A 13,923-nucleotide genomic window follows, 5' to 3' on the forward strand; every position below is an offset into this window, starting at 1 on the left:
TCTGGGCCGACCGGACCTATTTTGGTGCAGGTGCTGCGTTCAGCAGCATGTCGCGGACCTTGTCAGTTTCACCGACTTGCAAACGAACCGGCAGAGTGATCACTTTGCTCCGAAACGCCGGAGGCAGGCGTACGGCGTCTTTTTCGGTTGTGATCATCTGAGCACCCAGCTGGCGCGCCTCGTTTTCCAGTCGGGTCATCAGGGCCTGAGTCAGGGGCTGGTGATCGTCCAGAGCTTCGGCGCGGACCAAGTCTACGCCCAGCTGCCGCAGGGTTCTGAAGAACTTCTCGGGGTGGCCGATACCGGCAAATGCCAAAGCGCGTGTCCCGGTCCAGTCCATGCCGGTTTGCAGGGGTTCGATTGCACCGGTGACATGGGGAACGGACAACTTGTCGCCCCACTGACCGGTGAAAGCCTGTTGTGCAGCCTCATCGCCCAGAGACAACACAAGGTCGGCCCGTTTCAACCCGATGTCGACCGGTTCCCGCAGCGGACCGGCAGGCAGGCACAAGCCGTTTCCGAACCCGCGTTGAGCATCGACAACAATGATCGAGAAATCCTTGGCCACCGAGGGGTTCTGAAAACCGTCATCCAGAACGATTACCGTGGCACCCGCAGCCGCGGCGGCCCGCGCGCCCGCTGCCCTGTCCTTGGCAACCCAGACTTCGGCAAACATCGCCAGAAGCAGCGGCTCGTCCCCAACTTCGGCAGCAGTGTGCTTGGCCGGATCAACTTGCACCGGCCCCTCCAAAGAGCCTCCGTGCCCCCGCGTGACGACATGTGGTTCGTGCCATGCGCCCCTAAGCTGTTCAAGAGTCCAGATCACCGTTGGTGTTTTACCGGTTCCACCAGCGTTTAGGTTGCCGACACAGATCACGGGCACACCCGGCCTTTCGCCGGCCTCCGAGGCGATCCTTCGGGCGGTTGCCGCTGCATATAGGCGCCCCAACGGTGCCAGCAGACGCGCCCTCGGATCCGGTTGGTCCGGGGGCGTGTTCCAGAAATCAGGTGCCCGCATGATCCGCACTCCGCTGATCCAGAATATCCTGCACCAATTCGATCAGGGCGTCAGCCTGTGGTGCGCCTTCGGTCAACAACTGCCACCCCGCCAGCGCCATGTCGGCAGCTTGATCCGGGGCCAGAAGCTGCACAACGGCGTCGCCCAGTTCGGTTGCCGTTTTTACCTCTTTGGCGGCGTTCACCTGTTGCAGGCTGGAATAGAATTCCTGATGGCGGTGCACATATGGTCCGAACATGATCGCAGACCCCAGCGCGATTGCTTCGGACGGGTCCTGACCGCCCGCGCCGCGTTCCAGCGAGCTGCCCATGAATGTCACTGCTGCCATGCGATGCCACAGGCCCAGGTTTTCGGGGTCCGATGTCAGGACGACCTGAGTGGTATCTTCGATCATGTCCCCTTCATCCCAGCTGACGCAGCGCAGGTCCATCGATTCCAGCCGCCGTCTCAGCGGCGTGACTTCCGGCTCGTTTGCCACGTGCAGCACCAGAACCAGCCGATGCAGCATCCGCAGCGCCTGACGGTGGGCTGTCAGGACCGAGATAAACTCCTTGTCCTGAACCCATGCCGCCAACCAAACCGGGCGCCCGGCAAGCGTATAAGTGGTCTCGATAAGCTCGTCTTCTGGCCAGGGCCGGGGGTCGGGGCTGATCCGCAAAGGCGGTGATTCCACGACTTTTCCGGATGGAACACCGAGACGGCGGATCTGTCGAGCCGTCTCGGCGGATGGCGTGAGAATCTTGCGGAAACAGTCAAAGGTCACCCGTGTGATGTCCGGCAGCCAACGGGCGTTTCGGGACAGTGTGACGCTGAATTGGGCGTCGAACAGGACCAGCGGGATCGCCTGTTCGTCAGCGCGCGTGACAATGTTGGGCATCAGATCCCCACCGACCCACAACCCCATGTTCGGACGCCAGTATTCGATAAACTCGCGGGCTGCTCCACTCTGTTCCTGTGGCAGGTTGATCAAGGGGAACTTGCTGTCCGGCCAGTTGGACAAATCCTCATTTGGGGGTGCTGTCAGCAGGAAATTCAACTTGGCCCTGACCTGCGACAGCCGACGACAGAAGTCGGTCACAGCCCGCAGCCGATCCGGGGTGGCAACATGGATCCACAGCAACTCACCTTCGGGGCGCGGCATGTTGGATTGCGGCGCAACCCGGTTGCGCATCCCCCATGACAACACCCTGTAGGCGGCCAGGCTGAGTGAGCGCGGTTTGCTCATGTTCCGATTCCCGGCCCGGCCGGGTCCAGCAGTGCGGACAGTTGCTGATGAATCGAGGCGCTGGCGGCGATCACGCCGTTCAGCCTGGGGTGCGCATTGTTGAAGATCAGCCGTTGCCCCGTACGGTCCGAACAGATTCCGCCGGCCTCTCGAATGATCAGGTCGCCTGCGGCAATATCCCATTCCCAACTGGGGCGCAGGGTCAGCATGCCATCGAACCGTCCCTGCGCAACTAAAGCCATGCGATAGGCAAGCGACGGGCGGTACGCGCGTTCGAACTCTGGTGCCTGCGCGTGGCGCCAATGCCGTGCGTCAAGGTTTGGCTTGGCAGCCAGAATTTCTGATTGCAAAAGCTCTGGGGTGTCCGAGGTCGTGATCGTTTCGCCATTGAGAGTCGCGCCCTGACCCTGTGCCGCCGTGTACAGCAAATCCCGCATCGGCAGGTAGATGACCGCCGCCGTCACCACGCCGTTGTCGGCGACGGCCATGGAATGCGCCCAGGTGCGCGCGCCTTCTGCAAAGCTTCGGGTGCCGTCGATCGGATCGATGATGAAAGTGTTGCTGCGGTCCAGCCGGTCGGGTGAGTCTTCGGATTCCTCGCTGAGCCAGCCATAGCCCGGCCGTGCTGAACACAACCGTTCCTCCAGCATCGTGTTCACGGCAAGATCCGCTTCGGTCACTGGCCCGGCGCCATCGGGTTTGTCCCAGCGCTGTGCTTGCGTGCCGGAATAGCGCGTGGCGATCTTGCCGGCCTCCAGTGCCGCTTCGATCAGCAGGGGCAGGTCAGTTGCCGGCAAGTGTCATTCCTTCGATCAGAAGCGACGGAACCACGCGCGACAGATAGGGGCGGGCATCGTTCGCCGGGATGATCCGGCGCAGCATGTCCCGCAGATTGCCCGCGATGGTGCATTCATTGACCGGATGCGTGATCTCGCCATTCTCGACCCAGAAGCCCGATGCACCCCTTGAATAGTCACCGGTATTGGGGTTGATCGTCGATCCGATCATGGACGTGACCAGCAACCCGGTCCCCATTTCGCGCAGCAGGTCGGCGCGGCTTTGGTCGCCTTGTGTCAGGCTCAGGTTCCAGTTGCTGGGCGATGGCGGGCCCGAGACCCCACGAGTGGCGTTACCCGTGGACGCCATGTCCAGTTTTCGCCCGCTTGACAGGTCCAGCGTCCACCCGGTCAGGATGCCGTTTTCCACGATTGCCCGGCGTCGTGTCGGCAAACCCTCGGCGTCAAAAGGACGCGAGCCCGAGATACGTGGCCGATGCGGGTCTTCGATCAGAGACAGGTGTGCGGGCAGAACGTCCTGCCCCAGACAATCCTTGAGCCAGGATGCGCCCCGCGCGATTGCTGCACCATTGCTGGCGGCCAGAAGGTGGCCGATGAGCGAAGATGAGATTCGTTCGTCAAAGAGCACGGGAAAGCGACCCGTTTCAGGTTTGCGCGCACCAACCAGTTGCACGGCGCGTTCGCCTGCTGTGCGCCCGATCTCATCTGCGCTGCGCAGGTCGGATTGGAACGTCCGGCTGTCGCCGTCATAGTCCCGCTCCATCCCGGTGCCTTCTCCCGAGATCGCAACACAGGATATCGACCGGCTACTGCGTTCATATCCGCCGGTGAACCCGTTTGTCGCGGCCAGATGCACATGGTGGGTTCCATAGCTTGCGGCCGCATCTGACACCTGGGTAACGCCGGTAACGGCCAGCGCTGCGGCCTCGGCCCTCAGAGCATCCTGCATCAGGGCTTCGGCAGACGGGGCCGGGGCAGGGTCTGTCAATTCCAGTGACTCTGTGTTCCAGTCTGTGACCAGCTGGTCCGGGTCAGCCAGCCCGGAAAACGGGTCTTCGGGGGCTTCCTTGGCCATCGCAACCGCTCGTTCCGCCATGGCGCGCAGGGTTTCCGGCCGGCTGTCGGAACTGGACACAATGGCAGACCGTTTGCCCAGAAACACCCGCAATCCCAAATCAGTGCCTTCCGAGCGTTCGGCGTGTTCCAGCGCGCCGCCCCGCACTTCGACGGAAACAGAGGATCCGTGGAGAACGATGGCATCCGCCGCGTCCGCGCCCGCCTTGCGGGCCACGTCAAGCAAGTGCTGGCTGATTTCTTCTGGTGTGCGGGTCATGAGGCCTCCGGGTTGGTTGCCAAGGACCTAGCCTTGGACTGCCCGTCTCGCAAGACCTGTGACCGGATTGTATGTTGAGGATCGCGGTGAACCCGTGCCGTTTCAGAGGTTTGTGCAGGGGTCGGCAGGACGGAGAAAGGGCCGCATGTTGCGCGGCCCTTTCCGTTGATCGTCACTTGATACGCTGACCATTCGCCAGGATCTGACCGTCTTCGGTGAACTCGATCTTCGAGTTCAGTGTGTCCGGTTCTTCGCCCGGGACGGCCATCAGGCCCATCATCATGCGGGCGCCCAGCGCGTCTTCGTCCGAGATGATTCCCATGCCGATCAGGGTGTCGATCAACTGGTTGGCACCAACCAATTGAAGGTTCGCCACGCCGCTTGGGCTGGGCAGGCCATCAAACTCTTCGGTGTTGGTGTTGTCGAAAGCAAAATCTCCGTCACCGGTCAGCTTGGCGCCAACCAGCGAAACCAACAGTTCGTTGATCTTCAACGAGTGCAGTTCCCCCGGCGCTTCGTCGGATTCGACGTCGATTTCAGGATCGAATATGTTCATCAGCACTTTCGCTGTACCCGTCGCATCCAACGCAATCGTCGCAGGGTCACGCGGCAGTGCGCCCGCAGGGTCGAAAATGCCCCACAATATGTCCGACATGGTGAAATCAGTCAGGTTCAGCCCAAAGCCGAAAGGTTGAACTTCATCCGATTGCTGGATGGGGAATTCGAAGTTCAGGCCAGCCTTGGCCATCGAAAGCTCGATCGGGAACGGCAAGCCCGCCGTGGTAACGGCCATCTTCGTGCTGTTCTGGTCAATGTCATAGACGATACGATCTGCATCGATGCTGGCAGCAAAACGCCCGCCTTCGGACGTGCTGTTCATCGAGAACGCCTGACCTTCGCTGGTTCCGCTCAGATCGGTGCTGCCCGCGGCATAGGTGAAGGTGCCGTCAAACGAGAAACCAGCCTTGTAAAAGGCTTCTGGGTCCGAAAAGTCAAAATCCGGCGGGATCACGTTTTTGCCTTCAAATGCCAGTTGATCCAGTTGACCGTTGATCAACCCGTTTTCGCCGCTTTCAGGATCCTGAAAGTTCAGATCATAGGATAATGTGGCTGCGTTGAACGTCTGGCTGATGTTCCGATTGTCGCCGATCTGCATCCGCGAGCTGCCGGACAGATCGCTTGCTTGGACATTGATGCCAAACACATCATTGGGCAGAGCCTCACCATCGACCTCAATCGAATCCAGTTTCACCCCCAGATTGTCAGCCTTGTAGTCATAGGTCATGTCGTCCGGTGTGCCTGAAACGACCATGTTCAGTTGGCTGTGGGAATAGGTGACAGTGGCTGCGAAGTTTTCGTCTTCGGCCTGTCCGGTGACTTCCATGGGAAAGCTTTCCGGCAGGTCAATGGTAACGGTCCCGTCACCATTTTCGGTCAGTGTCATTTCTGGCATGACCATCCGAAACTGCCCTTCCTCTTCGGGCAGGGCCACTGAAAGTGTCATGTTTGAAATCGTGGTGACGTCGCCCGAGGTGCTTTCGTCTCCTGTGATGGTGTAACCCATCGAAGTGAAATAACTCTGCCAGTCGGACCAGACATCATTGGCCGACAGGTCTGCAAACGCCCCTTGGGTGGCAACGGCATAAGCCAGGGCAGCGCCGCAGCTGCGGCGAAGGAAAACGGACATAAGGTAACCCTTCTTGATCAATTTGTGGCGCATGGTCGGGTTTGTGGCGGGTATCGTCAAGGGGGCAAGGGCTGGACCCTTTCCCCGTTTACGCGTTACGGCTGTAGCCGACAGAGATTGCAATGCGTGAGGAAGGGCAAATGCAGGGAAAAACTGTTCTCATAACCGGGGCCAGCCGAGGAATTGGGGCCGAGGCAGGGCGCGTTTTTGCCGCAGCCGGTGCCAATGTCGCATTGGTGGCCCGCAGCCAGGATCAGATTGACGCGCTGGCCGCAGAATTGGGCGATCAGGCCATCGCACTGGCCTGTGACGTCAGCGATTTCGCGCAGGTGGAACAAGCCGTGGCCACATGCGTGGACCGGTTCGGTGGGTTGGATGTTCTGATCGGCAATGCCGGCGTGATCGATCCGATCTTTCATCTCTCGAATGCTGACACCGAGGCGTGGAGCAAGGCCATCGACATCAACCTGAAAGGCATTTTCTATGGGATGCGCGCGGCGTTGCCAGTAATGCGGGCTGCGGGAGGAGGGAGCATTCTGACGATCTCGTCCGGTGCGGCGTCGAACCCGGTCGAAGCCTGGAGCCATTATTGCGCCTCGAAGGCCGGGGCCAAGATGCTCACGGAATGTCTGCATCTGGAAGAAGCCCATAATGGTATTCGCGCCATGGGTCTTTCACCGGGGACGGTGGCCACCGATATGCAGCGTTCGATCAAGGCCAGCGGCATCAATCCCGTCAGTCAGCTGGACTGGGATGTCCATATCCCCGCGGACTGGCCCGCACGGGCGCTTCTGTGGATGTGTTCCGATGATGCAGATGAGTTCCTGGGCACCGAAATTTCGCTGCGGCTTGAAGACATTCGCAAACGGGCCGGGCTGATATGATCGATTTGACCAAAGAAGGCGGCCTCTGGACCGTCACGATCAACAACCCTGACAAAGCAAACGCCCTGACGGGGGCCATGCTGGCGGAACTGGCCGAGATTGCCGAATCCGCGACAGGGGCCAAGGCGTTGATCCTGACCGGCGCGGGCAAAGTGTTCAGTGCCGGGGCAGATCTCGACGAGGCGCGCGCCGGTCTGGCCAAATCGGATGTCTGGGAAAGGCTGTCTGGTGCCATTGCCGCGCTGCCCTGTCTGACCGTCGCCGCACTGAATGGCACCCTGGCCGGTGGGGCCAATGGTATGGCGCTGGCCTGTGATCTGCGCATTGCCGTGCCATCGGCCAAGTTCTTCTATCCGGTGATGAAGCTGGGGTTTCTGCCGCAACCGTCCGACCCCGCGCGGCTGGCGGCTCTGGTCGGACCGGCCAGGGCCAAGTTGATTCTCATGGCCGGTCAGAAAATCACCGCGCAGGAAGCGTATGAATTTGGTCTGGTCGACCGGATTGTCGATCCCGATCACCTGATGCAAACCGCACGCGATCTGGTGGCAGACAGCGTGAATGCCGACCCCGAGATCGCAGCGGGAATCGCAAGGTTGTGTTCATGAGGCTGTCTGCACTGCGCCTGCGGGTCGCTGATCCGGATCGGCTGGCCGCGTTTTATCGCGACGTTCTGGGCATGTATGTTGGCCAAGCAGAAACCGGTCGCCGTGTCGGCTATGACGGCGCAGACGCAGACATTTTGCTGCTGCCGGGTGGAGGAGGATACACCCATGACAGGGGGCAGCGGTACTGGAAGATAGGAATCACTGTACCGGATGTCGATCTTGCTGCGGCTCATCTGCGCAGGTTTGACGTTCCAGTGAGCATGCCGAACCAGTTTCTGGACATCGGCTACATGTGCCATCTTGCGGATCCCGAAGGGTTCGTCATCGAGCTGCTGCAACATGATTTCGAAGGCAACCGACCGCCGCATGCGGCGGACCCCGACGCGCCCTTCGCGCGGGCTCGGATCGGTCAGATTACCCTTCGAACCGGCGATATTGCCGCCGAAGACGCGTTCTGGCGCGCCCGGGGCATGTCGTTGTTGTCGATGCAGGAGGTCGCCCCTTGCGGCTTTGACCTGCATTTCTATGCCTTTACGGACGAAACCCCTCCCAATCCTGATCTTTGGGCTGTTGAAAACCGCGAATGGCTGTGGAAACGCGCCTATACGACGTTGGAATTCCAGCATGTTGCGGGCGCACAATTCGCGCATGTACCGGACTTTCAGGGTATCGAGATCGAAGGCCTGTCCGAGCCCCTGACAGATACTTTCGGCGACCCGATCCTGCCGGGCTGATCACCGCCCGCGCCGCTTGCCCGGAACTTTCGAACGAAACCCGGGTGGGCGTTTGCGGACCCAGATCAGAAATTTCTCGAGCCTTGGATGCGCACGCAGGGCCTCGACCGTGTTGAAACTGCGTGCCAGTTCGGCCTCGGTCAGGGTGGCGTGCACCTCTTTGTGACAGATCTGATGCAGCAGAACGGTCGGTCCGCCCTTGCCTCCTTTGAGTTTTGGGATCAGATGATGCAGGCTGCCACCCCCGTCGGGGATCGGGCGGCCGCAAAGCGGGCAGATCGGATCGCTGTTCGTCATGATGATGTGAAACTTGCGCCTGTGACGGGCGAAGGCAAGAGGGTGCGAATGGCTCAGGCAATGGTGATCGGAGCAGGCCCCGCCGGGTTGATGGCGGCCGAACAGCTGGTCGCAGCCGGGCATTCCGTGTTGGTGGCCGAGGCCAAACCTTCGGTCGCGCGCAAGTTTCTGATGGCCGGGAAATCGGGGCTGAACCTGACCAAGGACGAGCCGCTTGATGACCTGATCCGCGCCTATGGTGAAGCGGCGGATTGGTTGCGCCCGATCATGACTGACTTTGATGCCGAGGCGGTGCAGCACTGGGCGCGCGGGTTGGGGCAGACGCTGTTTGTCGGCTCGACAGGGCGTGTATTTCCTGAATCCATGAAGGCCTCACCCTTGTTGCGGGCCTGGCTGGCACGGTTGGGCAAGGCCGGGGTCGAGGTCAGGACCCGCTGGCGTTGGACAGGCTGGGACGGTGAAGCGCCGGTGTTTGACACCCCGGACGGGCGGCGCCGTGTTTCGCCGGATGTCACCGTGCTGGCACTGGGCGGTGCAAGCTGGGCCCGCCTTGGCTCGGACGGTCACTGGGCGCAGATATTGGCCGGAAAAGGCGTGGCGCTGGCTCCGTTCGAACCTGCAAACTCAGCCATTTCCGTTGATTGGAGCCCACATATGCAGCCTCATTTCGGGGCCGCATTGAAATCGGTCCGATGGATGGCAGGTGACCTGGAGAGCCGAGGAGAGGCAGCGATTTCCAGAACCGGTCTGGAAGGCGGCGGGCTGTATTCGCTGACACCGGCCTTGCGCGCGGGGCAGCCATTGTTTGCTGATCTGAAGCCTGATCTGGACCAACAGGCTCTGCTGGCGCGGTTTTCTGCGAAACGGTCGAAAACAACGCTGTCCCAGTGGATGAGAAAGTCGCTGAACCTGTCCGCTCAGAAAATCGCCCTGTTTCATGAAATGACCAAACACGGCGGCCATTCTCAATCCGTGCAAGTGAGCATGTTGAAAAAGCTACCAATCCGGCATGCCGGACTTCGCCCGATGGACGAAGCCATTTCGACCGCAGGTGGTGTGAAACGGACAGCGCTGGATGACGGGCTGATGCTGACGGCCCTGCCGGGTGTGTTCTGCGCCGGTGAAATGCTGGATTGGGAGGCCCCAACCGGGGGATATCTGCTCACGGCTTGCCTGGCGACCGGGCGCTGGGCCGGTCAGACCGCCGCAGATTGGCTTGAAACGGCCAAGTGAGTTAGCGGGATCGCGCCAACATCGCCAAACGGATCATCGCGCGTTCCACCAGCGCCATGGCAGGGGCTGTCTGCCCGGCAGAGCGCAGCGCCAAATCCGTATCCGTCAGAACCGTCAGCGCGGTTTGCAGCTTGGCCGCCCCCCAACCTTGTGCCTGTCGCAGGATACGGTCACGCCGCTTGCCGTAAACCGGCGGACGCAGCTTGCCGATGCCCTGCGCAGCACCACCGGGATCGGACGCGCAGGCATAGAGTGTCCGAAAATGCCGCATTGCTCCGATGCACAGAGTCACGCCGTTGGTGCCCTGCGCCTGCAACCTCCGGATCAGCGGCCCGATCTCACCGGCGCGGCCCTCGGCAACGACGTTGAGAACATCATCCAGCGCCGCCTCGGTCGAGCGCGGAGCGCAGGCCTCGATATCTTCGACTGTCAAGTCAGAGCTGTCATCACGCTTGTAAAGAGACAGTTTTTCAACCGTTTGCGCGAAATCACCGGGGCTGAGGCTTGCTGCCAATTCGCTGATTGCAGACATGACATCTCGGGGCACGTTTTTCATACCCGACTCGGCAAGAACCCGTTCCACTTCGGCGCGTGAGGGCGGGTCGTCATAAATGCCAACCGCATAAGCGGCAGGGTGGCCTTCGAACACCTTGCGGATTTTCGAACTGGGTTTCAATTGCCCTGCGGTCACGATGATCTGGGCGTCTCCGGGGGCCCAGTCTTCGAGCGCGGCCAGAATTGCAGGCGCTGCGGTTTCGGTTGCGTCTTCTACGAAAACGGCACGTGGGCCGGGAAAGAAGCCGACCGCCTTGACCGCGTCCAGCAACAAAGCGGGATCACCACGCAGATCGCCACCGGGCATGCGGGTCAGGCGCATTTCTTCTTCGGCTTCGGGGCCAAGCAGAGCGGCCAGCACCTGTTGCCGCTTGAGCGCAACCCGCATCGCATCCGCGCCATAGATAAGCAGCCCGGTCTTGTCCGCGTCCGGCTTGGCAAAATACCCCTCAGCCTCGCGCGGGCTCAGCTTCATGCGGCCAGGTCCGGCATGGCGTAAAGGCGGTTCATGATCTGGCCCGACAGTATCATCATCAGCCGTCTCTTGGCATCGCGCTCATCCGCCAAGGTGGAAACGGTCGATCCTGCGGCGGAATATGACACAAAATCCGCCACCGAGCCCGAGGCGATGATCTGACCGGTTGCGTTGGACCGCAGCGTGTATTGCGCGCGTCCGTCGATGGTGTAGCGTTGCGTTTCGTTCGTGGTGGTGATTGCTGCGCCACGCGTTACGGTCGAAACCTGAACATCCAGCTTGTAGTCGTTGACCGACCCGGCGCTTCGCCCCAGTTGCTGTTCCAGATTTTGGACCAGCAAATAGCTTTCCACGGTGTTGGGGGCCGACACCTCGACACGGCCATACAAGGCCGAACCCGATCCGCCGGGCGCATAGACGGGCTCAAAGCCGCAGGCGGCCAGCGCCAGCGGCATCAGCAAAAAGGTTCTGCGATCAAACGACGACATTCACAATCCGGCCCGGAACGACGATTACTTTCTTCGGCGCATTGCCTTCCAGCGCCTTTTGGACAGCTTCGGTGCTGAGCGCGATTTTTTCAACCTCGGCTTTGTCCAGATCCTTGGCCACGCTGATTTCCGCGCGACGCTTGCCGTTGATCTGGATCGGCAAGGTGACGGTGTCGTCGACCAGCATCGCCTCGTCGGCGACGGGCCATGGCGCAACGGCCACAAGGCCTTCGCCGCCCTGATGGGCCCAAATATCTTCCGCCAGATGTGGTGTCATCGGCGACATCAGCTGTGCCAGCGTTTTGATGGCCTGCTTTTGGGCCGCAGCACCTGCCTTGGATTTCGCCAGGGTGTTGGTGAAGGCATAAAGCTTGGCGATGGCCGCGTTGAAGCCAAAGCTTTCAACACCCAATGTCACGTCGCGGATGGTTTTGTGCATCTCGCGCAGCAGCTCCTCATCGCCTTCGCCCGTGGCGTTCGGGTCCATGGCACCGATCTTGTCGCAGAGAGTCCAGACACGGTTGAGATGCTTGTACGCGGCCTCGGCCCCCGCAGCCGTCCATTCCACGTCCCGTTCGGGCGGCGAATCGGACAGCACGAACCAGCGGGCTGTGTCGGCGCCGAAGGCCGAGATGATGCTGACCGGGTCGACAACGTTCTTCTTGGACTTTGACATTTTGGCCGATGGGATGATCTCGACCTCTGTGCCGTCGGCCAGTTTTCCGTCCGTGACCTCCTCGGGCAGGTGATAGACCGGGCGACCGTTGGCATCGCGGGTCTGGTAGATCTCGTGCGTCACCATGCCTTGGGTGAACAGCGCGTCGAAGGGTTCGATGGCTTTGTCCGGCAAATGCCCGGTGATGTTCATCGCGCGGGCGAAGAACCGCGAATACAGCAGATGCAGAATCGCGTGTTCGATACCGCCGATATACTGGTCTACATTCATCCAGTATTCCGCCTCGGCCAGATCGGTGGGTGTTTCCGCGCGCGGAGCGGTGAATCGGGCGAAATACCATGACGAATCCACGAATGTGTCCATCGTGTCGGTCTCGCGCTTGGCTGGGGCGCCACAATTCGGGCAAGCGCAGTCGCGCCAGGTCGGGTGGCGGTCCAGCGGGTTGCCCGGTTTGTCGAAGGTGACATCATCGGGCAGGCGAACCGGAAGGTTCTCTTTCTTTTCAGGGACCACGCCACAGCTTTCGCAGTGAACGACTGGAATCGGACAACCCCAATAGCGCTGGCGGCTGAGGCCCCAGTCGCGCAGGCGATATTTCGTGACCCCTTCGCCCCAACCGGCTTTTTCGGCGAAATCGATGGTGGTGTTGATCGCCTCTTCGCCGGTTGCTTCGGTCAGGCCCGCGAAATGGTTCACCCAACGGACTTTTTCGGTCTTCGGCGGGACAAAGGCGATCTTGTCGACCGGCGTGTCGTCGTCCAGCGCAAAGAACGTATCGATCACCGGCAGATCGTATTTGCGGCAGAAATCAAGGTCCCGCTGGTCATGGGCCGGGCAGGCAAAGATCGCGCCGGTGCCATAGTCCATCAGGATGAAATTGGCGATCCAGACCGGCAGTTCCCAGTTCGGGTCCAGCGGGTGCTTGACGCGGATACCGGTGTCAAAGCCCAGCTTTTCCGCGGTTTCGATGGCTTCTTCCGTGGTGCCGCCCTTGCGGCATTCCGCAACGAATTCAGCAACTTCGGGGTTTTCGGCCTCAAGCTGTTTGGCGATCGGGTGATCGGGCGAGATCCCCACGAAGGACGCACCCAGCAGCGTGTCGGGCCGCGTCGTGTAGACAGTTATCGGTTCCCCACCATCGGTGCGCTCGAACCCGAATTGCAGGCCGCGCGACTTGCCGATCCAGTTTTCCTGCATCAGCCGCACCTTGGCGGGCCAGTTCTCGAGCGTATCCAGCGCCTCGAGCAGCTCTTCGGCGAAATCCGAGATCTTGAAGAACCACTGCGTCAGCTCGCGCCGTTCCACCAGCGCGCCCGAGCGCCATCCGCGCCCGTTTTCCACCTGTTCATTGGCCAGAACGGTCATGTCGACCGGATCCCAGTTCACCACGGCATTCTTGCGATAGACCAGCCCGGCCTCGAGCATGTCGAGGAACAGCGCCTGCTGCTGGCCATAATATTCCGGGTCACATGTGGCGAATTCACGGGACCAGTCGATCGACAGGCCCAGCGGCTTCATCTGGGCGCGCATGTCGGCGATATTGCCGTAAGTCCATTCCTTGGGGTGGCCGCCAATCGCCATGGCAGCGTTTTCCGCCGGCATCCCGAACGCGTCCCAGCCCATTGGGTGCAGAACATTGTGCCCGGTGGCCAGCTTGTGCCGCGCGATGACGTCGCCCATCGTATAGTTGCGCACATGCCCCATATGGATTCGCCCCGACGGGTAGGGGAACATCTCAAGCACATAGTATTTCGGCTTGTCCGCCGTCCGTTTGGCGGTGAAGATCCCGGCCTTGTCCCAGGCCTCTTGCCATTTTGCTTCGATTTCGGTGGCCGAATAGCGCGACATTGTGCGGTCCTTCGTGAATGAAAACGCCGGGTAGGAACCCGGCGTGGTATTAGTGTGATTTTCGGCGG

13 protein-coding genes are annotated in these 13,923 nt (G+C 60.9%); 4 read left to right on the forward strand and 9 right to left on the reverse strand.

Annotated elements, in window-relative coordinates; all coding sequences use genetic code 11:
• Positions 1–16: 16 nt before the first annotated feature.
• From lpxK to AC2FFD_RS18695, 5 genes are all read right to left on the reverse strand, one after another.
• Positions 17–1,018 (reverse strand): tetraacyldisaccharide 4'-kinase, encoded by a 1,002-nt coding sequence (gene lpxK, locus AC2FFD_RS18675; protein WP_496873814.1) that lies wholly within the window; start codon positions 1,016–1,018, stop codon positions 17–19.
• Positions 1,005–2,243: a 3-deoxy-D-manno-octulosonic acid transferase gene (locus AC2FFD_RS18680; protein WP_496873815.1), complete on the reverse strand. Its 1,239-nt coding sequence runs from the start codon at positions 2,241–2,243 to the stop codon at positions 1,005–1,007. The genes lpxK and AC2FFD_RS18680 overlap by 14 nt, the downstream gene beginning before the upstream one ends.
• Positions 2,240–3,040 (reverse strand): inositol monophosphatase family protein, encoded by an 801-nt coding sequence (locus tag AC2FFD_RS18685; protein WP_170345580.1) that lies wholly within the window; start codon positions 3,038–3,040, stop codon positions 2,240–2,242. Before AC2FFD_RS18685 ends, AC2FFD_RS18680 begins: the two co-directional genes overlap by 4 nt.
• A complete protein-coding gene (locus AC2FFD_RS18690) occupies positions 3,027–4,373 on the reverse strand; it encodes a TldD/PmbA family protein (protein WP_496873816.1) in 1,347 nt (448 codons plus the stop codon). The genes AC2FFD_RS18685 and AC2FFD_RS18690 overlap by 14 nt, the downstream gene beginning before the upstream one ends.
• A 172-nt stretch (positions 4,374–4,545) precedes the next feature.
• On the reverse strand, positions 4,546–6,060 hold the full coding sequence (locus AC2FFD_RS18695) for a DUF2125 domain-containing protein (RefSeq protein WP_496873817.1): 1,515 nt from the start codon (positions 6,058–6,060) through the stop codon (positions 4,546–4,548).
• Between the two features lie 140 nt (positions 6,061–6,200).
• On the opposite strand from AC2FFD_RS18695, the gene AC2FFD_RS18700 reads away from it, so the two are divergent.
• Genes AC2FFD_RS18700 through AC2FFD_RS18710 form a run of 3 tightly spaced genes read left to right on the forward strand, consistent with a single transcriptional unit; the run spans position 6,201 to position 8,283 of the window.
• On the forward strand, positions 6,201–6,944 hold the full coding sequence (locus AC2FFD_RS18700; RefSeq protein WP_496873818.1) for an SDR family oxidoreductase: 744 nt from the start codon (positions 6,201–6,203) through the stop codon (positions 6,942–6,944).
• Positions 6,941–7,549, forward strand: a complete 609-nt coding sequence (locus AC2FFD_RS18705; RefSeq protein ID WP_170345584.1) for an enoyl-CoA hydratase/isomerase family protein — start codon at positions 6,941–6,943, stop codon at positions 7,547–7,549. The genes AC2FFD_RS18700 and AC2FFD_RS18705 overlap by 4 nt, the downstream gene beginning before the upstream one ends.
• On the forward strand, positions 7,546–8,283 hold the full coding sequence (locus tag AC2FFD_RS18710; protein WP_496873819.1) for a VOC family protein: 738 nt from the start codon (positions 7,546–7,548) through the stop codon (positions 8,281–8,283). The genes AC2FFD_RS18705 and AC2FFD_RS18710 overlap by 4 nt, the downstream gene beginning before the upstream one ends.
• On the opposite strand, the gene AC2FFD_RS18715 is transcribed toward AC2FFD_RS18710, so the two are convergent.
• Positions 8,284–8,580 (reverse strand): HNH endonuclease, encoded by a 297-nt coding sequence (locus tag AC2FFD_RS18715; protein WP_117872024.1) that lies wholly within the window; start codon positions 8,578–8,580, stop codon positions 8,284–8,286.
• 48 nt (positions 8,581–8,628) lie between these two features.
• Here AC2FFD_RS18715 and AC2FFD_RS18720 point away from each other — a divergent pair, with 48 nt between their 5' ends.
• On the forward strand, positions 8,629–9,813 hold the full coding sequence (locus AC2FFD_RS18720; RefSeq protein WP_496873820.1) for a TIGR03862 family flavoprotein: 1,185 nt from the start codon (positions 8,629–8,631) through the stop codon (positions 9,811–9,813).
• Between the two features lies 1 nt (position 9,814).
• Here AC2FFD_RS18720 and holA read toward each other — a convergent pair whose 3' ends face one another.
• Genes holA through leuS form a run of 3 tightly spaced genes read right to left on the reverse strand, consistent with a single transcriptional unit; the run spans position 9,815 to position 13,855 of the window.
• A complete protein-coding gene (holA, locus tag AC2FFD_RS18725; protein ID WP_425080104.1) occupies positions 9,815–10,843 on the reverse strand; it encodes a DNA polymerase III subunit delta in 1,029 nt (342 codons plus the stop codon).
• Positions 10,840–11,331 (reverse strand): LPS assembly lipoprotein LptE, encoded by a 492-nt coding sequence (gene lptE, locus AC2FFD_RS18730; protein WP_170345588.1) that lies wholly within the window; start codon positions 11,329–11,331, stop codon positions 10,840–10,842. The genes holA and lptE overlap by 4 nt, the downstream gene beginning before the upstream one ends.
• Entirely contained in the window at positions 11,318–13,855 is a 2,538-nt protein-coding gene (gene leuS, locus AC2FFD_RS18735) for a leucine--tRNA ligase (protein ID WP_496873821.1), read from the reverse strand. The genes lptE and leuS overlap by 14 nt, the downstream gene beginning before the upstream one ends.
• Positions 13,856–13,923: the final 68 nt, after the last annotated feature.

Source organism: Ruegeria sp. YTSC002 (genome assembly GCF_059609845.1).

Bases quoted from the DNA above. Each gene is read 5' to 3' on its own strand.
- AC2FFD_RS18680 (WP_496873815.1), bottom strand. From the start codon at position 2,243: ATGAGCAAACCGCGCTCACTCAGCCTGGCCGCCTACAGGGTGTTGTCA.
- lpxK (WP_496873814.1), bottom strand. From the start codon at position 1,018: ATGCGGGCACCTGATTTCTGGAACACGCCCCCGGACCAACCGGATCCG.
- AC2FFD_RS18710 (WP_496873819.1), top strand. From the start codon at position 7,546: ATGAGGCTGTCTGCACTGCGCCTGCGGGTCGCTGATCCGGATCGGCTG.
- AC2FFD_RS18705 (WP_170345584.1), top strand. From the start codon at position 6,941: ATGATCGATTTGACCAAAGAAGGCGGCCTCTGGACCGTCACGATCAAC.
- AC2FFD_RS18700 (WP_496873818.1), top strand. From the start codon at position 6,201: ATGCAGGGAAAAACTGTTCTCATAACCGGGGCCAGCCGAGGAATTGGG.
- leuS (WP_496873821.1), bottom strand. From the start codon at position 13,855: ATGTCGCGCTATTCGGCCACCGAAATCGAAGCAAAATGGCAAGAGGCC.
- AC2FFD_RS18720 (WP_496873820.1), top strand. From the start codon at position 8,629: ATGGCTCAGGCAATGGTGATCGGAGCAGGCCCCGCCGGGTTGATGGCG.
- AC2FFD_RS18715 (WP_117872024.1), bottom strand. From the start codon at position 8,580: ATGACGAACAGCGATCCGATCTGCCCGCTTTGCGGCCGCCCGATCCCC.
- AC2FFD_RS18695 (WP_496873817.1), bottom strand. From the start codon at position 6,060: ATGTCCGTTTTCCTTCGCCGCAGCTGCGGCGCTGCCCTGGCTTATGCC.
- holA (WP_425080104.1), bottom strand. From the start codon at position 10,843: ATGAAGCTGAGCCCGCGCGAGGCTGAGGGGTATTTTGCCAAGCCGGAC.
- lptE (WP_170345588.1), bottom strand. From the start codon at position 11,331: ATGTCGTCGTTTGATCGCAGAACCTTTTTGCTGATGCCGCTGGCGCTG.
- AC2FFD_RS18690 (WP_496873816.1), bottom strand. From the start codon at position 4,373: ATGACCCGCACACCAGAAGAAATCAGCCAGCACTTGCTTGACGTGGCC.